The organism is Fusobacterium varium, from assembly GCA_021531615.1.
GTDB classification, from domain to species: domain Bacteria; phylum Fusobacteriota; class Fusobacteriia; order Fusobacteriales; family Fusobacteriaceae; genus Fusobacterium_A; species Fusobacterium_A varium_C.
In genome coordinates this window covers 312,732-337,806 of the sequence record JADYUE010000001.1, presented here as the reverse complement: position 1 = coordinate 337,806, position 25,075 = coordinate 312,732, and the positions used below count along the sequence as shown (strand labels likewise).

The 25,075-nt window shown below is 30.7% G+C and carries 22 protein-coding genes; 6 read left to right on the top strand and 16 right to left on the bottom strand.

Going from position 1 to position 25,075, the window contains the following annotated elements; translation table 11 throughout:
• Positions 1-122: 122 nt before the first annotated feature.
• The 16 genes from gmhA to I6E31_01590 form a co-directional block, all read right to left on the bottom strand.
• On the bottom strand, positions 123-698 hold the full coding sequence (gmhA, locus tag I6E31_01665; GenBank protein MCF2638673.1) for a D-sedoheptulose 7-phosphate isomerase: 576 nt from the start codon (positions 696-698) through the stop codon (positions 123-125).
• 14 nt (positions 699-712) lie between these two features.
• Positions 713-1,585, bottom strand: coding sequence for a LysR family transcriptional regulator (locus I6E31_01660; protein MCF2638672.1), 873 nt, complete (start codon positions 1,583-1,585; stop codon positions 713-715).
• A 227-nt stretch (positions 1,586-1,812) separates the two neighbouring features.
• Complete coding sequence (locus I6E31_01655; protein MCF2638671.1) at positions 1,813-2,595, bottom strand: Cof-type HAD-IIB family hydrolase; 783 nt, start codon at positions 2,593-2,595, stop codon at positions 1,813-1,815.
• A 62-nt stretch (positions 2,596-2,657) separates the two neighbouring features.
• On the bottom strand, positions 2,658-2,972 hold the full coding sequence (locus tag I6E31_01650) for a hypothetical protein (protein MCF2638670.1): 315 nt from the start codon (positions 2,970-2,972) through the stop codon (positions 2,658-2,660).
• Positions 2,973-3,049: 77 nt separating this feature from the next.
• Positions 3,050-5,710, bottom strand: a complete 2,661-nt coding sequence (locus tag I6E31_01645; protein ID MCF2638669.1) for a valine--tRNA ligase — start codon at positions 5,708-5,710, stop codon at positions 3,050-3,052.
• A 36-nt stretch (positions 5,711-5,746) separates the two neighbouring features.
• Positions 5,747-6,355 (bottom strand): YihA family ribosome biogenesis GTP-binding protein, encoded by a 609-nt coding sequence (locus tag I6E31_01640; protein ID MCF2638668.1) that lies wholly within the window; start codon positions 6,353-6,355, stop codon positions 5,747-5,749.
• Between the two features lie 24 nt (positions 6,356-6,379).
• Positions 6,380-8,683 (bottom strand): endopeptidase La, encoded by a 2,304-nt coding sequence (lon, locus tag I6E31_01635; protein ID MCF2638667.1) that lies wholly within the window; start codon positions 8,681-8,683, stop codon positions 6,380-6,382.
• 12 nt (positions 8,684-8,695) lie between these two features.
• Complete coding sequence (gene clpX / locus I6E31_01630; GenBank protein ID MCF2638666.1) at positions 8,696-9,946, bottom strand: ATP-dependent Clp protease ATP-binding subunit ClpX; 1,251 nt, start codon at positions 9,944-9,946, stop codon at positions 8,696-8,698.
• A gap of 17 nt (positions 9,947-9,963) precedes the next feature.
• Positions 9,964-10,539 (bottom strand): ATP-dependent Clp endopeptidase proteolytic subunit ClpP, encoded by a 576-nt coding sequence (gene clpP / locus I6E31_01625; GenBank protein MCF2638665.1) that lies wholly within the window; start codon positions 10,537-10,539, stop codon positions 9,964-9,966.
• Positions 10,540-10,664: 125 nt separating this feature from the next.
• A complete protein-coding gene (gene tig / locus I6E31_01620; protein ID MCF2638664.1) occupies positions 10,665-11,951 on the bottom strand; it encodes a trigger factor in 1,287 nt (428 codons plus the stop codon).
• A gap of 15 nt (positions 11,952-11,966) precedes the next feature.
• Positions 11,967-13,685: a single-stranded-DNA-specific exonuclease RecJ gene (recJ, locus tag I6E31_01615; GenBank protein MCF2638663.1), complete on the bottom strand. Its 1,719-nt coding sequence runs from the start codon at positions 13,683-13,685 to the stop codon at positions 11,967-11,969.
• 9 nt (positions 13,686-13,694) lie between these two features.
• Positions 13,695-14,042 carry a 30S ribosome-binding factor RbfA gene (gene rbfA / locus I6E31_01610; protein MCF2638662.1) on the bottom strand — a complete coding sequence of 116 codons (348 nt, stop codon included), beginning with the start codon at positions 14,040-14,042 and terminating at the stop codon, positions 13,695-13,697.
• A 39-nt stretch (positions 14,043-14,081) separates the two neighbouring features.
• The gene (gene infB, locus I6E31_01605) at positions 14,082-16,313 is read right to left on the bottom strand and encodes a translation initiation factor IF-2 (GenBank protein MCF2638661.1); all 2,232 of its coding nucleotides are present in this window, start codon (positions 16,311-16,313) and stop codon (positions 14,082-14,084) included.
• Positions 16,314-16,334: 21 nt separating this feature from the next.
• Positions 16,335-16,862 (bottom strand): DUF448 domain-containing protein, encoded by a 528-nt coding sequence (locus I6E31_01600; protein MCF2638660.1) that lies wholly within the window; start codon positions 16,860-16,862, stop codon positions 16,335-16,337.
• Entirely contained in the window at positions 16,855-17,952 is a 1,098-nt protein-coding gene (nusA, locus tag I6E31_01595) for a transcription termination/antitermination protein NusA (protein ID MCF2638659.1), read from the bottom strand. Before nusA ends, I6E31_01600 begins: the two co-directional genes overlap by 8 nt.
• A 29-nt stretch (positions 17,953-17,981) precedes the next feature.
• Positions 17,982-18,461, bottom strand: coding sequence for a ribosome maturation factor RimP (locus I6E31_01590; protein ID MCF2638658.1), 480 nt, complete (start codon positions 18,459-18,461; stop codon positions 17,982-17,984).
• A 509-nt stretch (positions 18,462-18,970) separates the two neighbouring features.
• Between I6E31_01590 and I6E31_01585 the strand changes: the two genes are divergently transcribed.
• The 6 genes from I6E31_01585 (at position 18,971) to I6E31_01560 (ending at position 25,071) form a co-directional block, all read left to right on the top strand.
• Positions 18,971-19,390: a methylaspartate mutase subunit S gene (locus tag I6E31_01585; GenBank protein ID MCF2638657.1), complete on the top strand. Its 420-nt coding sequence runs from the start codon at positions 18,971-18,973 to the stop codon at positions 19,388-19,390.
• A 44-nt stretch (positions 19,391-19,434) separates the two neighbouring features.
• Positions 19,435-20,841 (top strand): glutamate mutase L, encoded by a 1,407-nt coding sequence (locus I6E31_01580; protein ID MCF2638656.1) that lies wholly within the window; start codon positions 19,435-19,437, stop codon positions 20,839-20,841.
• A gap of 27 nt (positions 20,842-20,868) precedes the next feature.
• Positions 20,869-22,341, top strand: coding sequence for a methylaspartate mutase subunit E (locus I6E31_01575; protein MCF2638655.1), 1,473 nt, complete (start codon positions 20,869-20,871; stop codon positions 22,339-22,341).
• Positions 22,342-22,530: 189 nt separating this feature from the next.
• Positions 22,531-23,775 (top strand): methylaspartate ammonia-lyase, encoded by a 1,245-nt coding sequence (locus I6E31_01570; protein MCF2638654.1) that lies wholly within the window; start codon positions 22,531-22,533, stop codon positions 23,773-23,775.
• A 126-nt stretch (positions 23,776-23,901) separates the two neighbouring features.
• On the top strand, positions 23,902-24,162 hold the full coding sequence (citD, locus tag I6E31_01565) for a citrate lyase acyl carrier protein (GenBank protein MCF2638653.1): 261 nt from the start codon (positions 23,902-23,904) through the stop codon (positions 24,160-24,162).
• A gap of 36 nt (positions 24,163-24,198) precedes the next feature.
• Positions 24,199-25,071 (top strand): CoA ester lyase, encoded by an 873-nt coding sequence (locus I6E31_01560; protein MCF2638652.1) that lies wholly within the window; start codon positions 24,199-24,201, stop codon positions 25,069-25,071.
• Positions 25,072-25,075: the final 4 nt, after the last annotated feature.

The following is a 25,075-nucleotide window of genomic DNA, read 5'->3' as shown; positions in this document are numbered from 1 at the left end:
AGTACACCTCCTAGCTGTATTATTATAAGAAAAGTTTATCATATAAAAAAAGAAAATAAAAGATAAAATAAAAACTACATCCTTTCTCATAAGAAAAAAGATGTAGTAAATTTTAGATTTTATTAATAGTTTTCAGGAAACATTAATCTTTCTACTCCCTCAATAATAATATGAAGGATCATCATATGAATCTCTTGAATTCTATCAGAAGTGTTTCCAGGGATTATAAATTCAAAGTCACAAGTTCCCTTTAATTTTCCTCCATCTTTTCCAAGTAGAACACAAGTTTTCATACCTAACTTTTTAGCAGCCTCTACAGCCTTGATTACGTTGTTTGAGTTTCCACTAGTAGATATACCTATAAACATATCTCCAGACTTACCATAGGCTTCTACACCACGTGAAAATATAGAATCAAACCCATAATCATTACCAACACAAGTTATATGAGAAGAATCAGCAATAGCAATAGCAGGAAGAGCTCTTCTATCTCCTCTAAATCTACCAGTAAACTCCTCTGCAAAGTGTAAAGCATCACAGTTACTTCCACCATTTCCACAGATTAGCACTTTATTACCAGCATTGAATATATTAGCTAACTCCTTTGCTACCTTTTCAGTTTCTCTTCTCTCTTCCTCTTCTTTTATAAAATTTTCTAAAAGTAAAGCTTCAGCTTTATAAGAATCTATTAAGTTCATTTAGCCTCCTAATATTAATATTGGATTTGATAATCTTGGATAAAGTTAATGAATTTAATAATTTGGATTAAGCTTTTCTTATCTTTAGTGATTACAACTTGATATCCATCTTTTACTTCATTAACAGTATAAATTACTTTAAACTCTCCATTTTTAATCTCTTTATGAACTGCATACATAGGAAGGATAACATTTCCAATCTCCTCTCTAACCATTCCCTTTATAACCTCAAGGTTTCCTAAAACTGATATTTTTGAATCAAAAGATATTCTGTATTTATCTTCAATAACAGCAATAGCCTCGTTATTATTAGGAATAGTTTCACGAGTAATAAGCGGATCTTTTGAAACACTTTCCATACTGTGATACTCTTTTTTACTAACAAGAACATAAGGCATCTTCTCAATAGTTAAAACTTCTAAGTTAGAATCTGTAATATGTTCCTCGTCAATAATTAAAATATCAAGATCTCCCTCTTTTAAAAGTTTTAAAAGATATGATTTTTCAGCAATTGTAATATCATACTCAATCTCTTCATGAGCTTGAGAGAATCCCTTCATAAGTTTAGGAAGAAGTGGTTCACCAATAACTGAAGTAGCTCCAATTGAGATTCTAGCTCTGTCTAAATCTATAATTCTAGATATCTCTTTTTCAGCTCTTTTTACTTTATCAAAAATATCTTCAGCCATTTTATAAAGAGCTTCTCCTGTATATGTAAGTTTTATCTTTTTTGAACTTCTATCAAAAAGTTTTGCATTAAGAATTTCTTCAAACTTTTTTACTTGAATAGATACAGCAGATTGATTTATATATAATTTACTAGCAGCTTTAGTAAAACTTTTTTCCTTAGCAACTTCATAGAATATTTTTAAATAATGTAAATCCACAATGATCACTCCCCAGAGAAATTATATATTTAATAAATTAACAACACATATTTATTTTATCATAAAAATTGGATATTTCATAATATTTTTATAAATAAATATAAAATTTTTTGTAAAAATATTTAATAAAAATTATTTTTGTTTTAAAACGAGTTTTTTTGTTCTTTTATTTTCAAAGTATTAATATTGCTTTTTCATAAAATAATAAAGAAATAAAAATTTATTTTTTAAATGATAGAAAAATGTTTTAAGGCATTATATATTCCATCCTCATCAACAGAAGTAGTAATATAATCAGCTACTTTTTTTACAGCTTCATTTGCATTTCCCATAGCTACTCCTATACCTACATTTGAAAGCATGGTTATATCATTTTCACCATCACCAAAAGCCATTGTTTCCTCTTTAGAATAACCATAAAATTCTCTAACTTTTTCAATAGCAATATGTTTTCCTCCACCAGCAGGAATAATATCTGAAAATAGAGGATTCCATCTAGTTAGATCACAATTTTTTAATATCTTCATAAAAATATGATCTTTTTCTGGTGGAATATATGGATTTAACTGAAAAATCTCATTTTCTAAAGCTCTAGAGATATCTTTAACATTAGGAAGTGGTACATTAACACTTTTAAGTACAGATTTTACATCATCATTGATATGATTAATATACATATACTCTTTTTCCTCAATAAAAGCACAAGGATAATTTGAAGTTTTTAAAAACTCAACTAATTTTATAATATCCTCTTTGCATATACTTTTTTTATAAATAACTTTATTATCAGTAAAGCAGTATTGACCATTTAAAGTTACATAACCATCAAATTTTAATTCATTAATATTATTTCCTAAACTAATAATAGAGGGATGTCTTCCTGTGGCAATAAATATTTTAATACCTTTTTTTCTAAGTAAATTTAAAGCATCAATAGTGCTTTGTGGAACTTTATGAGTTTTAAAGCTAACTAAAGTTCCATCTATATCAAAGAAAATAGCTTTTATCATGAAAATAACTCCTTTATATTTTTAAAAAACAGGCTAATATATATTAGCCTGTTTCAAAATTCTTATCCTTCTAAAAATTCTTCAAGGTCACATTGACTTCCTAAGATCTCATAAAAGTTCATTCCAGTAGTAGTTGTTACTATTCTAGCTCTAACAAAATCTTTTTCAACTAAACTTTGAACAGCTTTGTTAATCTCTTCTAATGAATTTTCAGGAAATTTTTCTTGTAAGTCTAATGATGTTAAATATTTTCTAACTTTTTCTATTTCACTACCATTAGCCATACATCCAAGAATAACTTTTTCTTTTTCAATATATATTTCACCTTGAGCTTCAAAGTCAATAAGGGCTCTGAAAATCTTTTCTTGTAAGTTCATCATTTACCTCCTTAAAAAACTTTTCTATTTCAATTATACAACTTTATAGAAATTAATAAAGCATATTTTTAAAATAATTACATAAAGTTTTTAAGGTTTTCAGTTAGTTTATCCATCTTATCTTGATATTCTTTTTGAATTCTTCTTTCTCTTTCAAGGATATGAGCAGGAGCTTTAGAAGTAAATCTTTCATCAGCTAATTTAGCATTTACTTTATCAAGATCTTTTTGAACTTTAGCCATTTGATCTTGGATTTTTTTGATTTCAACTTCAGAGTTAAGAAGTCCAGTAAGAATCATATATACTTCTGAATTTCTAGCTACTCTAAATCCACTTTGTTCAGGTTTAGCTAGATCTTTTCCAAATTTTAGATCCTCAATCTTAGCTAATTTTGTGATGAATAGGTAGTTGTCTTCTAGAGTTTTTAATTCCATTTCATCATTAGATTTTATTACAACTTTAACTTCTTTAGCTGGAGAGATTCCCATTTCAGCTTTTATATTTCTAAGAGATGAGATAACCTCTTTTATATATTCAAAAGAAGTTTCAATATCTTTGTCTATTATAGATTCATCAGCAACAGGGTAGTTTTGAATCATAATAGAATCTCCTTCAACTTTAATTTTTTGCCAAATTTCTTCAGTTATAAATGGCATAAATGGGTGAAGAAGTCTTAATCCAGCTTCAAGTACTGTCCAAAGAACATATTGAGCTGTAGTTTTAGAAGCTTTATCAGTTTCTTCGTTGTTGTATAGTCTTACTTTTGCAAGTTCAACATACCAGTCACAGAAGTCTCCTCTTAAAAATTCATAAACAGCTTTTGCAGCATCGTCTAATTGGAATTTGTCAATATTAACAGCTACTTCTTGAGCAGTTTCATTTAATCTAGAGAATATCCATTTATCAACAAGTTCTAATTTTAATTCATCTTTATTTACAGATTTTACATCGAAATCTTCAAGGTTCATAATAACGAATCTTGCAACATTCCATATTTTGTTAGCAAAGTTTCTTCCCATTTCAAGAAGTTTTTCAGAGAAGTGAACATCTTGCCCTTGTGATGTGTTGTAGATCATAGAGAATCTAATAGCATCAGCACCAAATTCATCAATTAAGTTTAATGGATCTGGAGAGTTTCCTAAAGATTTAGACATTTTTCTACCAATTTCATCTCTAACGATTCCGTGGAAGAATACATTTTTAAATGGAATTTCTTTCATTTCATATAATCCGAACATAATCATTCTAGCAACCCAGAAGAATATGATATCAGCACCAGTTACAAGTGTTGAAGTTGGATAGAAAGTTTCTAATTCTTTAGTTTTTTCAGGCCATCCCATAGTAGAGAAAGGCCAAAGAGCAGATGAGAACCAAGTATCAAGAACATCTTCTTCTTGAACTAATTCAACCTCTTTTCCATAGTGTTTAAGAGCCATTTTTTTAGCTTCATTTTCATCTCTTGCTACAAATATATATTTGTCTGGTCCATACCAAGCTGGTATTCTATGTCCCCACCAAAGTTGTCTAGAGATACACCAGTCTCTAATATTTTCTAGCCAGTTATAATAGATTTTTTCCATTCTTTTTGGCATAATTTTAATTTCGCCATTTCTAACTACTTCAAGAGCTTTTTGAGCTAAAGTTTCAGTTTTTACAAACCATTGTTTAGAAACTCTAGGTTCAACAACAGTTTGACATCTATAACAATGTCCAACATTGTGGTTTAAAGGTTCTATTTTAACAAGAACTCCAGCAGCTTTTAGATCTTCAACTATAACTTTTCTAGCTTCAAATCTATCCATTCCAGCATATTTAGGGTAGTCATCTACGATTTTAGCATCAGCAGTAAGCATGTTGATAATAGGAAGATTATATTTTTTTCCTAGAGCAAAGTCGTTAGGGTCGTGAGCAGGAGTTATTTTTAAAGCTCCAGTTCCAAACTCTCTATCAACATATTCATCAGCTATAATATCAATTTCTCTTCCAACTAGAGGAAGTATAAGTTTTTTACCAATTAGGTGTTTGTATCTGTCATCTTCAGGGTGAACAGCAACTGCAACGTCAGCAAGCATAGTTTCTGGTCTTGAAGTTGCAATGATAATATACTCATCAGAATCTTTTACTGGATATTTTAGATGCCAAAGATTTCCAGCTTTTTCAGCATGTTCAACTTCATCATCAGCTAGAGCAGTACCACATCTAGGACACCAGTTAACCATATATTCACCTTGGTAGATAAGTCCATCATTATATAGGTGAACAAAGATTTCTCTAACAGCCTTAGAAAGTCCTTCATCCATAGTAAATCTTTCTCTATCCCAATCAAGAGAAGCTCCAATTTTTCTTAATTGAGTAGTGATAATTCCACCATGTTTTTCTTTCCATTTCCAAGTTTCTTCAATGAATTTTTCTCTTCCTAAATCTTCTTTCTTTAATCCTTCTTCAGCAAGTTTTCTTTCTACTTTATTTTGAGTAGCTATTCCAGCATGGTCACATCCTGGAAGCCAAAGAGTATTGTATCCACACATTCTTTTATATCTTACTAATGTATCTTGGATAGAGTTATTTAGAATATGTCCCATATGAAGAATACCAGTAACATTTGGTGGTGGAATAACTATAGAATAGCTCTCTTTTCCATCTTCCATTTTTCCAGCAAAGTACTTTGAATCTTCCCAAACTTTATACCATTTTGACTCAATTTCCTTAGGAGAGTAAGTCTTGTTTAATTCTTCCATCTTTTATAATTCCTCCCAAAATATAATTTTAAAATTTTAAATTTCTTCCTCTTTTTTCTCTTCATTTGTAATAAGAGATTCAATAAATGCTAATATCTCATCTTTTCCTTTATCAGTTAATGATGAATGGAAAAGAACATCATCATTGTGAAATTCAACTTTTTTCTTAATATCTTTCAATAGTTTAAATTTTTCATTATTTGAAACTTTATCCATTTTAGTAAATATAATTTTGAATGGTATATTGTGATGATCTAAATAAACTAGCATATCAATATCCTCTTGACTTGGAATTCTTCTTATATCAAGTAGGACAAAAACCAGTTTATTTCTAGAACTAGCAATATATCTATCCATAGTTTTTCCCCATTCAACTTTCATCTCTTTTGGAACTTTGGCAAATCCATATCCAGGAAGATCAACTATATAAAACTCTTTATTTACACTAAAGAAGTTTATAAGTTGAGTTCTTCCAGGAGTTTTACTTGTTTTAGCAAGTTTTTTTCTACCAGTTATGCTATTGATTAAAGAGGATTTTCCAACATTAGATCTTCCAACAAAAGCAAATTCCATATTTTTAAGTTGCTCTGGGTAATCTTTTTCATATACTGCAGATTTAACAAAATCAGCTTGTTTTATTTTCATAAAATTCCCCTTTTAAATATTATTTTAAGCAAATACTAATTTTTCAACTTCATCATAAGTTTTAACAAAGTGAATCTTCATAGTCTTTGCTACTTCTGCTGGAATATCGCTTTCATCTACTCTGTTATCTTCAGGTAGGATAACCTCTCTTATTCCAGCTCTATGAGCTCCAATAACCTTTTCCTTAACTCCACCTATAGCTAATACCTCTCCAGTTATAGTAACTTCTCCAGTCATAGCTATATCTTGTCTTACTTTTCTACCAGTTAAAACAGATAGAATAGCAGTTACAATTGTAATTCCTGCAGAAGGTCCATCTTTTGGAGTTGCTCCTTCTGGGAAGTGAAGGTGAATATTTTTCTTTTCAAAAAACTCAGGATTTTCAAGTTTGTATTTATCAAGGTTAGCTTTAACATAAGTGAAAGCTACTTGAGCAGATTCTTTCATAACATTTCCTAAAGTACCAGTTAAAGAAAGCTCTCCTTTTCCAGGAATAGAAACACCTTGAACTTCAAGAGTTACCCCTCCAACAGAAGTCCAAGCTAAACCATTTACAACTCCTAGTTTAGGTTCTTTCTCTTTTAGTTTCTCTGGTCTAAATTTAGGTTTTCCTAAGTATTTTTCTAAGCTACTGCTTTTGATGATAAATTTCTTTTTATCTTGTTCAACAGCATCTCTAGCTAGTTTTCTACATAGAGTGATAAACTCTCTTTTTAAGTTTCTAACTCCAGCTTCTCTAGTATACTCATCAATTATTTTCATAATTACATTGTCAGAGATTTGGATATCATAATCTTTTAATCCATTTTCCTCTTTAGCTTGTTTAATTAGATATTTTTTAGCTATATGAAGTTTTTCAAACTCTGTATAAGACGAGATATTGATTATCTCCATTCTATCTCTTAAAGGAGCAGAAACGTTTCTAAGATCATTAGCAGTTGCTACAAAGAAAACCTTTGAAAGATCAAAAGGCATATCGATATAGTGATCTTCAAAGTGGCTGTTTTGCTCAGGATCAAGAACTTCAAGCATAGCTGAAGCAGGATCTCCTTTAAAGTCATTTGACATTTTGTCAATTTCATCTAGTAGGATAACAGGATTTTTACTTCCAGCATCTTTCATAGCTTTTATAAGTTTACCAGGCATAGAACCGATATAAGTTCTTCTATGTCCTCTTATTTCAGCTTCATCTCTTACTCCACCTAGTGAAACTCTTACGAACTTTCTACCCATAGCATCAGCAATAGATTTAACTAGGGAAGTTTTACCTATTCCAGGTGGTCCAGCAAGACATAGGATTCCACCTTTCATAGAAGGATTTAATTTTTTAACAGCAAGATAATCTAAAACTCTACTTTTAGCCTCTTTTAATCCATAGTGATCTCTCTCAAGGATATCATTAGCTTTTTTAAGATCTAGTATATCTTTAGTTGTTTTGTCCCAAGGAAGATCTAAAACAGTTTCAATATAATTTCTTGACACTGTAGCTTCTGCTGAAAATGGTGGCATTTTAGAAAGTTTTTTCATTTCTGAATCAAGTTTTTTCTTAACCTCTTTAGGTAGCTTAGTCTTATTTAATTTTTCAACTAAATCAAGCATATCTTCATCTTGAGAAAAATCTCCTAGCTCTTCTTTCATAGCATTTATCTTTTCTTTGATATAGTATGATTTTTGAGCTTCATTCATCTTAGTTTTTACTTTATCATCAATTTTCTTTTCAAGAGAGGCTATCTCCATTTCACTAGAAAGTAGTTCAAGAAGTTTAAATCCTCTATTTTTAACATCGAAAATTTCAAGTAGCTCTTGTCTAACTTCACTTTTTACTGGAAGATTAGAAGAGATAATATCAAAAGCACTATTTATATCTTTGATTCCTTTTAGATTTACTAATAGTTCAGGAGATATTTTTCCTGTTAAGCCTACAAATTTTTCAAAGTATCCAAGAACTTTTCTATAGATAGCTTCTGTTTCCTTTGCTTTACCATTAGTACATTTTATAGTTTTATATGTAGCTGTGTACTCAGTATCAGTTGTTTCTACATCTTCAATCATAACTCTTTCTTCAGCTTCAATTAAAACTTTTATATTGTTATTTGGCATTTTTACAATTTGAAGAATATTTACTATTACTCCAATTTTATATATATCATTTGGTAATTCAGGATCCTCTTTTGAAGGGTCTTTTTGCATACCTAAAACCAATTTACTTTTAGAATTTACAGCACTTTCTAGTGTGCTAACACTTTTTGCTCTACCTACATAAATGGGAGTTACGATACCTGGGAAGATAACTAAATCCCTAGTAGGTAAAAATAATGTTTTACTCATAAAGTTGTCCTCCTAATTAGTCGTGTTTTTTTCAATAACGGCTTTATTAGAATCTAGTACAGCTTCCTCTCCGATAGTAACTTTTGTTATTGTATCATCAGAAGGCACCTCATACATAAGTTCTAACATTGTTTGTTCTATTATAGCTCTAAGTCCTCTAGCACCTATTCTTCTTTCAAGTGCAAGAGTAGCAATTTTCTTTAGAGCTTCTGGAGTAAACTCAAGTTCAACTCCTTCTAAATCAAATAATTTTTTATATTGTTTTACAATAGCATTTTTAGGCTCAGTTAATATTTTTATTAGAGCAGCTTCATCTAAGTCTTGTAGAGTAGTAATAATAGGTAATCTTCCAACTAATTCAGGAATTATACCTTGTTTTACAAGATCTTCAGGTAAAACTTTAGCAAAAGTTTCTCCAACTTTTTCTTCTATTTTACTGTTAATTTCAGCTCCAAAACCTATAACTTTTTTATTAGTTCTAGATTTTATAACTTTTTCAAGTCCTTCAAAAGCTCCACCTACTATAAATAGAATATTAGTAGTATCTATCTCTATTAACTCTTGATTTGGATGTTTTCTTCCACCTTGAGGGGGAACTTGTGATTTAGTTCCTTCTATAATTTTTAGAAGTGATTGTTGAACACCTTCTCCAGAAACATCTCTAGTAATAGAAACATTCTCTGATTTTCTTGCTATCTTATCAATCTCATCAATATAAATGATTCCTCTTTCAGCAGCATCAACATCGTAATCTGCAGCTTGTAAAAGTCTTACAAGTACATTTTCAACGTCATCTCCAACATAACCAGCTTCTGTAAGTGTAGTAGCATCTGCTATGGCAAAAGGAACACTTAAAGATCTAGCTAAAGTTTGAGCTAGAAGAGTTTTTCCAGAACCAGTAGGTCCTATTAAAAGTACATTTGACTTTTGTAATTCTACATTATCTTCATCTTTTGCAGAATTTTCTTTATCTAAAATTCTTTTATAGTGGTTATAAACTGCCACAGAAAGAATTTTTTTAGTTTCATCTTGTCCAATTACATATTCATCTAGTTTTTCCTTGATTTCTTTTGGAGTTAAAAGAGAATCTTCTGATAAATCATCATGATGTTTCTCTGCTAATTTTTCGTTAGAAAGTTCAAGGATATCAAAACAGCTTTCTATACATCTATCGCATATAAGAGCTCCATCTATTCCACTAAATAGTTTAGAAACTTCATCTTCAGTGCTTCCACAGAAGGAACATCTGGCTTTTTTACCCATAATTTCAATCTCCTTTATTATTTTTTAAATACTTGGTCGATAAGACCATATTCTTTAGCTTCTTCAGCTGACATATAATTATCTCTTTCAGTATCTGTTAAAATATCATCTAAAGATTTACCAGTGCTATCAGCTAAAATTTGTGATAACATCTTTTTTATTCTAAGAATTTCTTTTGCTTGAATTTCAATATCTGTAGCTTGTCCAGAAGCCCCACCTAAAGGTTGGTGAATCATTATTCTAGCATGTTCTAAGGCAAATCTTTTACCTTTTGCTCCAGCACCAAGTAATAATGCTCCCATACTTGCAGCTTGTCCAATACATACAGTTTGAATATCAGGTTTTATATAGTTCATAGTATCATAAATAGCCATTCCTGCTGTTACTACTCCACCAGGACTATTTATATACATGATAATATCTTTATCTGGATCTTCAGCTTCAAGGAAAAGAAGTTGAGCAACAATAGCATTTGCCACATTGTCATCTATTTCTGTTCCTAAAAATATAATTCTATCTTTTAAAAGTCTTGAGTAGACATCATAAGCTCTTTCAGATCTACCAGTGCTTTCAATTACTGTTGGGTTATACATAAATCGTTACCTCCTTAAATAAATAGAGAATATACTAAGAGAAAAATTAAGTTAGAATATTTTCCAATTATTCAAGTAAAAATATGATGTAGGAAGCAGATATCTGCTTCCTACAATAAATATTATTATTTTGCTGTTTCAACTAATAAGTCGATAGCTTTTTGCATTACACATTCACCTTTAATTGTGTATTTGAAGTTATCGTAGTTTTTGTGTTTGTTTAATTCTTCTTCAAGTTTAGCAAGATCCATTCCATAGTATTTAGCAACTTCTGTCATTTTAGCAGTTACTTCATCTTCAGAAACTTCAATGTTTTCAGCTTTAGCTATAGCTTCAAGGATAAGGTCAACTTTTACTTTTCCAGCTGCCATTGGAGCGATTTGACTTTCAAGTTTAGCTCTGTCCATTCCAGTCATTTGTAGGTACATATCCATTCCAATTCCTTGAGCAGAAAGTTGTTGTTCCATTTCAGAGATTCTGTTTTTAACTTCTGTAGCGATCATAGAGAAAGGAACATCTACTTTAGAAGTAGCAGCAACTTTATCTAATAATTTTCCAATGTACTCATTTTTGATTCTAGCTTCTTCTCTAGCTTTAACTTCTTCAGCTTTTTTAGCTTTTAACTCTTCAACAGATTCAAATCCTAATTCTTTAGCTAATTCATCATTTAATTCAGGTGTAACTAGAGTTTTGATAGAATTTACTTTTACTTTGAATACAGCAGGTTTTCCAGCTAGGTTAGCAGCGTGGTATTGTTCAGGGAAAGTTACGTTAACTTCTCCTTCTTGTCCAGCTTCATATCCAACTAATTGATCTTCGAAAGTATCGATGAACATTTTTGATCCTAATTTAAGAACGTGAGAATCAGCTTTTCCACCTTCAAATGGAACACCATCTACAAATCCTTCAAATGCAAGATCTACAGTATCTCCCATAACTGCTTTGTGTCCAGCTTCAGTATCAACTAATTTTGATTTGCTGTTTACCATGATTTCTATTTCTTTGTTTAATTTTTCTTCAGTCATTTCGAAAGTTTCTTTTTCAACTTCAAGTCCTTTGTATTCTCCTAATTCAACTGTAGGGTATACATCTACTTGGAAAGTTAATTCATAGTTTTCGTTCATTTCAACTTTTACATTGTGAATGTAGCTGATAGGAGTGATGTTTCCTTCTTTTACAACTTCTTCATAGTATTTTTGTAATACTTTTTCAGTAAGTTCTTCTTTTACAGCATCTTTGAATTGAGCTTCAACTTTATCTAAAGGAGCTTTTCCCTTTCTAAATCCAGGAACTTCAGCTTTTGCAGCAACTGCTGTTAAAACTTCAGTTTTTAATGGACTTAATTCTTCACCTGTAAGACAGATTTTAATCTCAACTGCTGAGTGTTCTAAGTTTTTGATTTCGTGTTTCATTTTTCCTCCTTAAATCTATTTAGTAAAGATTTCATAAAAATCATCTTTTATTTTAATATCTTTTATCCTGATTTGAAGAATCTCTTCTCCTTTATATATTGTTTTTTCAGGATAATAGACAATATCAAACTTTTGTATTTTTGCTTCTAATTCATTTATTTTATGCCCTAAATCAAAGGCTACCATATGGTAAAATTTACCATTCTTTTTTATAATTCCATTGAAGTGTCTTTCATCAACACCAAATTTTCTTATATTTTCAAATGTAAGATTTGTATCTAAGAAAAGTGGATAGGGATTATCTAAGCCATAAGGAGCGATATCCTCCATAACTTTAAAAATCTTATCATCTATATTTTCTAGTGAGTATTCAACATCTATTTTTAATGATTTCTTTTCATTTTCAGCATGGAAGTTTTCTATACTAGCTTCAAAAATATTCTTAACATCTTCTAAATTTTCTTGAGTAACAATAAATCCAGCTGCTAAGTCATGTCCGCCAAATCTTACTAATTTACTACCCATTTTTTGAAAAATATTAAATACACTAATTCCCTTTACACTTCTACAAGAAGCTTTACCTATGCCATCTTTAAAAGCAACTAAAGTAACAGGGAGATTGTATTTAACACTTAATCTAGAAGAAACAACTCCAATAACACCAGGATGCCATTTAGGAGAGCTTAAAAATATAGATTTTAAATTCTTTTTATCCAACTTTGAAATAGCAGAAGTCGCTTCATCATAGATCATTTTTTCAAGATCACGACGTTTTTTATTGGATTTCTTCATTTCCTCTATAATATTATAGATTTCAAAGTCATCTTCCTTTAAAAAGAAATCTGCTCCCATCTTAGAAACTCCTATTCTTCCTAGAGAGTTTATAAGTGGAGATATAAAATAACTAACATCAGTTGTATTTATATCTTTCTTTTGAAATTTTAGATATTTTAAAAGGTACATCAAGCCTTTAATTTTAGTTCTTTTTAAGGCTTGAAGCCCCTTTTTTATAATTATTCTATTTTCATCCAGCATAGGTACAACATCAGCTACAGTACCTATCATAACAATATCCATATATTGATAAAGTTTTCTAGTGTCAATATTTAATTTACTATAAACACCTTGAGCTACTTTTAAAGCAACTCCTGCTCCAGAAAGATATTTAAACTCATATGTGTCACTTAATTTGGGATTAAGTAGAAGAAGAGCATCATCATCTTCATCTTTAACACATTTATGATGATCAGTTACAATAACATCTATTCCTAAAGTTTTTGCATATTTTACATCTTCAATAGAATTGACTCCTGTATCAACAGTAATCACTAATTTTCCATTTTCACTGTTAATGAAATCTACAGTTTTTTTATCTAAACCATAACCTTCATCCATTCTGTTGGGAATATAGTAATCAACATCTATTCCAATAAGTTTAAAAGCTTTTACTAAAAAAACTGCAGCAGTGATTCCATCAACATCATAATCTCCATAAATGAAGATTTTTTCTTTCTTTTCTTTTTTTTCAAGTATCTTATCTACTACTTTTTGCATTTTTTCAAATTTAAAAGGATCTCTAAAATCTGAAATTTTTGGGCTTATAAATTTATCTGCTTGCTTTAGATTATCAAAGCCTCTATTGAGTAATAAGGTAGTGAGTAACTTACTTTTTTTCCATTGAGCAGCCTTAGAATCAATGAGAGACTGAGGTAGCGGATTATACTCCCAATGCATTTCATATCACTACCTTTTTAAATCATTTAAAAGTTTTGATATTTTAATTGCATGTTCAATAGAAGTATCAAGTTTTACTCTAATTTCAGGTATATATCTTATTTCAATTTCTTCAGCTACTCTTTTTCTTAAAAAACCTTTTATTTGGTTTAATCCTTCAACAACTTCATCTGTATTTACATTTTCTTGACCCATTATGCTGAAGTATACATCAGCAAATTTAAGATCTTCAGTAACATTGATATTAGTAACAGATACAAGTCCTTTAACTTTTGGATTTTTAACTTCTTCCATTAAAACTTTAGAAATAACTCTTGCCATTTCTTTTTCTATTCCAGCTAATCTTTGTCTTTTCATCAGTATCACTCGCTTTCTATTTAATGAATCAAAGATTTATTATTTTAAAGTTCTTTGTATTTCTTGGATTTCAAATGCTTCTACGATATCTCCCTCTTTAATATCATTAAAGTTTTCAACACCTAAACCACACTCTTGTCCAGCAACAACTTCTTTAGCGTCATCTTTGTATCTTTTTAAAGATGAAAGTTTTCCTTCATACATAACAATTCCATCTCTAAGGATTCTAATATTAGAATCATTTTTAACTTTTCCATCAACAACTACACAACCAGCGATATTTCCAACCTTTGAAACTTTAAATACCTTTTTAATCTCAATTCTTCCAAGGTAAGCTTCTTTAAATTCAGGCTCAAGCATACCAGTAAGAGCTTTTTCAATATCTTCAGTTATATGGTAAATGATATTAGAAGTTCTGATTTCTACACCATTTACTTCAGCTTCTTTGATAGCTTTAGTTGTCGGTCTTACATGGAATCCAATAATAATAGCATTTGAAACTTCAGCAAGTTTTACGTCACTTTCAGTGATAGCTCCAGATGCTGCTTGAATAATGTTAACAGCAACTTCATCAGTAGAAAGTTTTAGTAAAGACTCTCTTAAAGCTTCAACAGATCCTCTTGAATCTGCTCTTAATACAAGATTAAGTTCTTTAATATTTTCATGGTCAAATTGCTCTGATAGAGATTCAAGAGATATAGTTTTCTTACTTGTTTCAGCAAGTTTTCTCTCTTTAGCAACCTCTTCAACAATTCTCTTAGCATGTTGTTCATTTTGAATAACATACATAGTATCTCCAGCTTGAGGTACTTGGTTAAATCCTATAATTTCAGCAGGTTGAGAAACGTCAACTCTTTCAACTCTCTCTCCTCTGTCATTGATAAGAGCTCTTACTTTACCATAAACTTCACCAGCAACAATAACGTCACCAATTTTTAAAGTTCCCTCTTGAACTAAGATGTCAGCAATAGGTCCAACTTTTGGATCTAGTTTAGACTCAAGTACAACTCCTTTTGCTCTCTTCTTAGGATTTGCTTTTAATTCAAGAATTTCAGCAGTAATTAATATAGTATCTAAAAGTGTATCAAGGTTAAGATGCTTTTTAGCAGATACTTCTACAAACTCAGTATCTCCTCCCCATTCAATTGAAACAAGTCCATGTTCCATAAGTTCTTGTTTAACTTTCATAGGGTTAGCTTCAGGTTTATCAATTTTGTTTACAGCTACTATGATAGGTACATTAGCAGCTTTAGCATGTGATAGAGCTTCTATTGTTTGTGGCATTACACCATCGTCAGCAGCAACAACAAGTATAGCTATATCAGTAACTTGAGCTCCTCTCGCTCTCATATCAGTGAAGGCCTCATGTCCAGGGGTATCAACGAAAGTAATTTTTTTACCATCTTTTATAATTTGGTAAGCTCCAATCTTTTGAGTGATTCCTCCAGCTTCTCCAGAAACTACATTACTTGCTCTAATAGCATCTAGTAATGAAGTTTTACCATGGTCAACGTGTCCCATTATAGTGATAACAGGTGGTCTTTCAACTAAGTCCTCAGCTTTATCTTCAACTTCAAGAGCGAATTTTTCTCCAAATTCTAATTCGATTTCTTCCTCTTGCTCAACAAGTGCATCGTAATCCATAGCTATCTCTTCAGCCATATCAATAGATATAGGGCTGTTGATAGTTAGCATTTGTCCTTTCATAAATAGTTTTTTGATTATTTCTGCACTGCTTACTCCAAGTCTTTCAGCAAAATCTCCAAGAGTGATTTCTCCTCTTATTTTTATTAATTTTACTCCATCTTCTTCAATAGTTTCAGAAGCAACAGAGTCAACAGTTTTCATAACAAAATCTGTTCTTCTACCTTTTTTCTTTTTATTTTTTTTACTTGGTTGTTGTTTATCATCTTCAGTAGAAGAGTTTTTCCCATTTTTCCAATTTTTTTTCTCTTTTCCCATTTTTACATATTGAGATTTTTTTCCATTTCCAAGACTTTCTTCTTCAAAAATATCGTCTTCTTCTATAATCTTTTTATTCAAACTATCTCCTTTTCCTTTTGAAGTCGTTTTATCTGGCTTCGCAATCTCTTTATTATTATCTTTTTTATTTATATCATTAAAGTAATTTTCAATCTTTTTGACATCTTCCTCAGCTAAACCAGATAAATTTGACGAAACAGGAACTTTTACTTTTTCTTGTAATAAGTTTAAAAATTCCTTGCTCCCCATATTGTATCTCTTAGCCAATTCATGTACTCTAATTTTCATCAAATTACCTCCTAAATTAATTTAATTTATGAGGCCACGGGCTATTTGCTTGTTTTTAACTCCAATAACACTTACTTCATCCTTGCCAAAAATTTCTCCTAGTTGTTGCTTATTTCCACAGTAAACATAAGTTATATTTAACTCTTTAGCACGTAGAAGAAGTTTTCTCTCATTTTTTTCACTTATATCTTCAGCTAGAACTAAAAAATGAGTATGTTCGATTTCTTCTAAAACCATATTCATTCCAAAGGATAAAGTTTGTGAATTTTTCATTGCTCTTAAAATATTTAAATAGTCCTTTTCACCTTTCTTTAAAAGATTTAACATCTTTATCAGGTCATCTGTATCAATTTTTATTTTTTTATGTTTAGATAATCTTTTTAAACATTCATGACTTTTACAGATGTAATAGCCTCTACTTTGTTCTTTTTGTTTTTCATCAAAAGCATATTTATCTTCACCTGTTTTAACTAATCTGAATAAATCTTTCTTATCTTTTTTATCCTTACAGATTAAACAAGTTCTTTCTGGAAAATCTTGATTATTCACCTTGTTCTACCTCTTCATTATTAGAACTGTTTTCAGTTTTAATATCTACTCTCATTCCTGTAAGTTTAGCAGCAAGTCTAGCATTTTGTCCATTTTTACCAATTGCTAGTGAAAGTTGTGAGCTATCAACAATAACTCTAGCAGTATTTTCTTCTTCAAATACCTCAACACTCTTAACTTTAGCTGGACTTAAAACAGCAGAAACAAACTCTTCAACTGATTCCTTCCAAACAACTATATCAATTTTTTCACCATTTAATTCATTAACTATATTTTTAATTCTTAGTCCTTTTTGTCCGATACAAGCTCCAACAGTATCAATGTTAGGATCAGCAGAGTATACAGCTACTTTAGCTCTTGAACCAGCTTCTCTTGCTACAGCTTTAATCTCTATTAAACCAGAAGTAATTTCAGGAATTTCTAGTTCAAATAATTTTCTTAAAAGTCCCTCATGTTTTCTAGAGATAACAATTCTTGGGAATTTGTTAGTTTTTTCAACTTCAGCAAGATATACTTTTAATCTTTCACCAACTCTATAAGTGTCAGCTGGAGATTGTTCAGTAGTTGGAAGAATAGCTTCTATTCCATCAAACTCAACAAATATATTTTTCTTGTCGTCAATTCTTCTAATGATACCATTTATGATATCATTTTCTTTATCTTTGAATCTATCATAGATATATTGTCTTTCAGCTTCTCTTACTTTTTGGATAACAATTTGTTTTCCATTTTGAATAGCGTTTCTTCTGAATTCTTCACAGTTAATTTCTATTCTTACTTCATCACCAATTTTTGGTTTTCTTTGAATTCTATTGTTTCTATATTCGTCAATAGCATCTTCTAAAGAGATTTCAATAGCAGCATCATAAAGATCTTCTTCAGTAACAACAGTTTTTACTTCGTAAAGTTTAACATCTCCATTTTCTCTATTGATTTCTACTTCAACATTTTCTTCATCACCATAATTCTTTTTATAAGCAGCTAGAATAGCTTGTTCTACAGTTAGAAGAAGATTTTCTTTACTTATTCCTTTTTCTCTCTCTAATTCATCTAGAGCTTCTAAAAAAATCTTAGCGTCTTTACTTTTCATATTATTTTTATACCCTCCCGAAAATTCTATTAAAATTCTTCAAATTCATAAACAAGATTGGCTTTTCTTATTTCTGAAAAAGGAATTTCCATGATTTCTTGCTCTTTAATTTCTAGAAAAATAATGTTATCTTTACAATCAACTATTATTCCTTCAAAATTTTTATTGTCATTAACTTTATGTTTTAAACTTAATTTTGCTTTTTCACCTTTGAATCTGATATAATCAGCAATTTTTTTAAGAGGTCTTTCAATACCTGGTGATGAAACCTCTAAAAAGAATCTTTGATCAATAAGTTTATCAATATCTTCATCAATCTTATTACTTAGAGCAGCACAGTCTTCAAGAGTAATATCTTCGTTTTCTTTCTCAACATATATTCTAACATACCAGTATCCACCATCTTGTAAATACTCAATGTCTACTAGAGAAAGACCCATACTTTCAGCAACAGGAGTTACAATGTTTTCAATCTTTTTTAAAATTATCTCTTTGTTATTTAGTTCCATAAAATTTTTGTCACCTCACTTTCAACTTCACTACTAAAGAGGGAGTGGATTAATAACCCACTCCCATCATTAGCCAGCACAATTTATTTTACAAGGTATTATACCATATAAAGTAAAAAAAATCAAATCTAACTAAATATTTTTGAAAATATATAAATTAATGTAATAAGTTGGTAAAAACAACATTATTAAATTGAATTTAAAAATGTAAAAATAAAAAAATTAAAGAATATAAAAAATACAAAGAAAATTTAAACTGAAAATAGCAAAAAATAATTTTTTTATTAAAATTCATAAAAAATATAAAGTTAAATTAAAAAAAGTGTTTAATTAAAATTTAAAATTATTAAATAAAAGTGTACAAAACAGCAAAAAAAGCCTTTTTTAATATACTGTATTAAAAAAATTAATTTTTATTATTCATTTTTTAAATAAAGCTTGATTTTTTACAAAAAAGAGGTATATTATTATTAAAGTTTAAATATCATACACAGAGGAGGCTGTTTTTCATGGAAAAAAATGGAAAAAAAGTTGTAATTGGAGTTATTGGATCAGACTGTCACGCAGTTGGAAACAAAATTATACATCACGTATTAGAATCAAATGGGTTTGAAGTAGTAAATATTGGGGTTTTATCTCCACAAGCTGACTTCATAAATGCTGCAGTTGAAACAAATGCTGACGCTATAATTGTTTCTTCTCTATATGGACACGGAGAGCTAGATTGTCAAGGTATGAGAGAAAAATGTAAAGAAGCAGGACTTAATAATATCCTTCTCTATGTAGGTGGAAACATAGTTGTTGGAAAACAAGTTTGGGAAGACGTTGAAAAAAGATTTAAGGCTATGGGATTTGACAGAGTATACAAACCAGGAACACCTATTGAAGATACAACAGAAGATTTGAAAAAGGATTTAGGAATTGCTTAATTAGAATCTAAAAAAATATATTTACAGTAAAGAGAGTGGTTGTTATGAAAGTTTATCTAGCCATAGATTTTGGAAGTACATATACAAAACTTACAGCAATAGATATGGATAATGAAGTTATTTTAGCTACAGCAAAGGACATTACTACAGTTGAAAATGATATCATGATAGGTTTTAACAAAGCTTTTGATAAATTGAAAGCAGCTATAAGTGAAAAAGTAGATTTTGATTCTGTAGAATTTGTAAGTAAGACAGCATGTTCATCTGCTGCTGGTGGATTGAAGATGGTGGCTATAGGACTTGTACCTGAACTTACTGCTGAAGCTGCTAAAAAAGCTGCTCTAGGAGCAGGGGCAAGGGTTATAAAGACATATGCTTATGAATTGAATCACAGAGAGCTTGAAGAGATAAAAGCTACTCCTTTAGACATTATATTATTAGCTGGTGGAACAGATGGTGGAAACAAAGATTGTATCATACATAATGCTAAAATGATTGCAGAGTATAAACTTAATGTACCAGTGGTAGTTGCTGGAAACAAAGCAGCTATAGATGAAGTTGAAACTATTTTCAAGGAAGCTGGGATAGATCACTTTATTACAGAAAATGTAATGCCTTTCATAAATAAACTTAATGTTGAACCTTGTCGTGAAGAGATAAGAAAAGTTTTCATGGGTAGAATAGTTGAAGCAAAAGGTATGAAAAATGCAGAAGAATTTATAAAAGGAATTTTGATGCCAACACCTGCTGCAGTTTTAAAAGCTGCTGAAGTCTTAGCAGAAGGTACTGATGATGAAGATGGAATAGGAGATCTTATAGTTGTAGATATTGGTGGAGCAACAACAGATATCCACTCAATAGCAAAAGGAGAACCTACAAAACCTTCAATCATGATAAAGGGTCTGGAAGAACCTTATGCTAAGAGAACAGTTGAAGGAGATCTTGGAATGAGATACTCAGCAATAGCTCTTTTAGAAGCTGCAGGAACTAGAAAGATTAGAAACTATTTACATGACTCTTTAAAACAAGTTGATGTTAAGGCAAATTGTCAATATAGACATGATCATATAAAAATGGTACCACAAAGTGAAGAAGAGATTAGATTTGATGAGGCTATGGCTATGGCAGCAACTGAAATAGCTATGACTAGACACTGCGGAGTACTAGAATGTGTTTATACTCCAATGGGAACTATGTTTAATCAAAGTGGTAAGGATTTAACAGAAGCTCCTTATGTTATAGGAACAGGTGGAGTTATAATTCACAGTATGAATCCAAGAGGAATATTAAAAGCAGGAAACTTTAATGAGCAAGATCCAGTACATTTGAAACCACAAGATCCAAAATTCTTAGTAGATAAAACATATATTTTATCTTCTATGGGATTATTAGCTCAAGAATATCCTGATTTAGCAGTTAGAATATTGAAAAAATATTTAGTCGAAGTATAAGAGAAAAATAAGGAGGAAAATTTAAATATGAAACTTAGATTTAAAAAATGGACTGAAGAAGAGTTCTTTGAAATGAGAGAAGAAGTTTTAAAAGGATGGCCTACAGGAAAAGACGTTAACCTTGAAGAAGCAGTTGCTTATCATAAATCATTACCAGAATCAAAAAGCTTCTCTAAAAAATTAGTAGATGCTAAAAAAGCTGGAATTACATTAGCACAACCTAGAGCAGGGGTTGCTTTAATTGATCAACATATAGAACTATTAAGTTACCTAGATAAAGTTGGAGGAGCAGATTTACTTCCTACAACTATTGACTCTTACACTAGACAAAATAAATATGAAAACTGTGAAAGAGGAATAGAAGAATCTAAAAAAGCTGGAAGATCATTACTTAATGGATTCCCAGGTGTAAACCATGGAGTAGCAGGATGTAGAAAAGTAGTAGAAGCTATAGATTTACCTCTTCAATTAAGACATGGAACTCCAGATGCTAGACTTCTTTCTGAAATCATGATCGCAGCAGGATATACTTCTGACGAAGGTGGAGGAATCAGTTATAACGTTCCTTATGCTAAATCAGTTTCATTAGAAAAAACACTTATTGACTGGCAATATGTAGATAGATTAGTTGGATGGTATGAAGAACATGGAGTATCAATTAACAGAGAACCATTTGGACCATTAACAGGAACTCTTGTACCACCTTCAATGTCAAATGCAGTTGGAATTCTTGAAGGATTATTAGCTGCTGAGCAAGGTGTTAAAAACATCACTTTAGGATATGGACAATGTGGAAACCTAATCCAAGACGTTGCTGCTATTAGAGCACTTGCTGAGCAAGGAGAAGAATACTTTAAAGAATATGGATACAATGATATAGACTTAACAACTGTATTCCACCAATGGATGGGAGGATTCCCAGAAGATGAAGCTAAAGCATTTGGAGTTATTTCAAATGGAGCTTCAGCAGCAGCACTTGCAGGAGCAACTAAAGTTATAGTTAAAACTCCTCACGAAGCAATTGGAGTACCTACAAAAGAAGCTAACGCACAAGGAATCAAAGCTACAAAAATGGTTCTTAACCTATTAAGAGGACAACAATTATCAATGTCTCCAGAATTAGCAAAAGAAATTGAAATTATAAAAGCTGAAACTAAATGTATCCTAGATAGAGTTCTAGAATTAGGAGCAGGAGACTGGGCTATTGGTATAGTTAAAGCATTTGAACAAGGTGTTCTAGATGTTCCATTTGCACCATCTAAATATAACCTTGGAAAAATGATGCCAGCTAGAGATAACGTAGGAAAAGTAAGATACCTAGCAGTAGGAAACGTTCCATTAAGTAAAGAATTAGTAGATTACAACATGGCTCAATTAGAAGAAAGAGCTAAATTTGAAGGAAGACCAGTTGGATTCCAAATGACAGTAGACGATATATTTGCTGTTGGAAAAGGAACTTTAATTGGAAGACCAGAGACTGAATCAATGAGAAACAACTAGTTTTATATTAGAATAAATCAGATAGATAGTGTAAACTAAAAAATGATTTATAAGATGAATATAAAATCAATTAGTAAATTAAATTATGAATTTGCATTTAAAATAAAAATAGATTATATATATAAGTATAATAATAAGAGCAGGGGAGCCGATCTCCTGCCCAACTAATAAATCTTAGGAGGATTAATTATGAAAATTGTAGATGTAGTATGTTCTGCAGGAAAAACTGGATTTTATTTTGATGACCAAAGAGCTATAAAAGCAGGAGCTGGACATGATGGAATGTTCTATCTAGGAACTCCAATAACTCCAGGATTCAAATCAATAAGACAAGCAGGAGAAGCTATTTCTGTATTACTTATTCTTGAAGATGGACAAGTTGCTCACGGAGATTGTGCTGCTGTTCAATATTCAGGTGCAGGAGGAAGAGATCCTCTATTCCTAGCTAAAGATTTTATACCAGTAATTGAAAAAGAAATTGCTCCAAAATTAATCGGAAGAGAACTTGACAACTTCAAATCTCTAGCTGAAGAATTTGACAAAATGGAAGTTAATGGAAAAAGATTACATACAGCAATAAGATACGGAATCACTCAAGCTTTACTAGATGGTGTTGCAAAAGCTAGAAAAGTAACTTTAGCAGAAGTTATAAAAGCTGACTACAATACAGGATTAGAAATCACTAAGAGACCTATATTCACACAATCAGGAGACGACAGATATGTAGCTGCTGATAAAATGATAATCAAAGAAGCTGACGTATTACCTCACGCTTTAATCAATAACGTAAAAGAAAAATTAGGAGAACACGGAGAAATCCTTCTTGACTATGTAAAATGGTTAAGAGACAGAATCATTTCTCAAAGAACTGATGAAAACTACTCACCTATATTCCACATTGACGTTTATGGAACTATCGGTGCTGCATTTAATTGCGATACTAAAAAAATGGCTGACTACATTGCTACATTAGTAGAAGCTGCAAAACCATTCAAACTAAGAATCGAAGGACCTATGGACGTTGAAGACAGAGATAAACAAATTGAAGCTCTTGCTGCTTTAACTGCTGAAGTAGATGCTAGAGGAATAGAAGTTGAACTAGTTGCTGACGAATGGTGTAATACTCTAGAAGATATTAAACTATTTGCTGATAAAAAAGCTGGACACGTAGTTCAAATCAAAACTCCAGACCTAGGAGGAGTTAACAACATAGCTGATGCAATTCTTTACTGTAACAAAGTTGGAATCGGATCATACTGTGGAGGAACTTGTAACGAAACTAACAGATCTGCTGAAGTTACTACTAACATCGGTATGGCATGTGGAGCTCTTCAAGTTCTAGCTAAACCAGGAATGGGTGTTGACGAAGGATACATGATCGTATTCAACGAAATGTCAAGAGTTGAAGCTCTAGTTAAGAGAAGAAATAAATAGTTTTCTTTGAAAAAATATAATTATAATTTATTTTGAAAGTTGGAGGAAGGTAGTTATATGACTACCTTTTTCCTTTATTAGCAAAGATATAAAAAAGGAAATAAAAATTTAATTGAGGTGAATTAAATGAGATTAAATAAAGCTGCAAAATGCGGTACTTTAGAATCAAATGATATATTTGTAATTCTTACTCCAGCTGAAAGTGGAATAGAAATTGAATTAGAAAGTACTGTTGAAAAACAATTTGGTGCTCATATGAGAGAAGTTATAAAAAATAAATTAATTGAACTAGGAGTTGAAGGGGTAAAAGTTCAAGCTCAAGATAAAGGAGCTTTAGATTTTACTATTAGAGCAAGAATAGAAGCAGCAGTTGCTAGAGCATTATAGTTCAAAGATTATATTTAATTATGAGAGGTGTTTAGTGTGGAATTAAGAAGAACAATGTTATTTATGCCAGGAAACAACCCTGGAATGCTTCAAACAGCTCCTGTTTTTGGATCAGATGCTGTTATATTTGACTTAGAAGATGCAGTTGCATTAACAGAAAAAGATGCTGCAAGAGTTTTAATAAGTGAAGCTTTAAAAACTAATAAATATGATACAGTAGAAGTTGTAGTAAGAATTAATCCTCTATCTACTCCATATGCTGAAAAGGATATAGATGTAATAGCTAGATTAAAACCAGATGCTATTCTTTTACCAAAAGCTTGTCCAGAAGATATAAAAGTATTAGATGAAAAACTAAATGCAATTGAAAAAGAAATGGGATTTGAAGCTGGATGTATAAAAATTCACCCATTAGTAGAAACTACTTATGGAGTAGAAACTGTATATGAAACAATAAAAGCAAGTCCAAGAGTAATATCTGTACTACTAGGAGGAGAAGACTTAGCTGCTGACTTAGGAGTTAAGAGAACTAAAGCATCTGATGAACTTTTCTATGCAAGAACAAAAGTTGTAAATGCTTGTAAAGCTTGTAAAGTTGATGCAATAGATACTCCATTTACAGATACAAATGACTATGAAGGATTAATGGCAGATTCATTAAAAGCTAAAATGTTAGGATTTACAGGTAAATTAGCTATAAACCCTAGACAAATAGATACTATTCATGAAGCTTATTCACCTTCACAAGCAGAGATTAATCATGCTTTAAGAGTAATGGCTGCAAAAGAAGAAGCTGCAAGAGAAGGACTAGGAGTATTCTCATTAGATGGAAAAATGGTAGACCTTCCAATAATAAACAGAGCTATTCATACATTGGATATTGCTAGACTTATTGGTCTAATAGATTAATCAA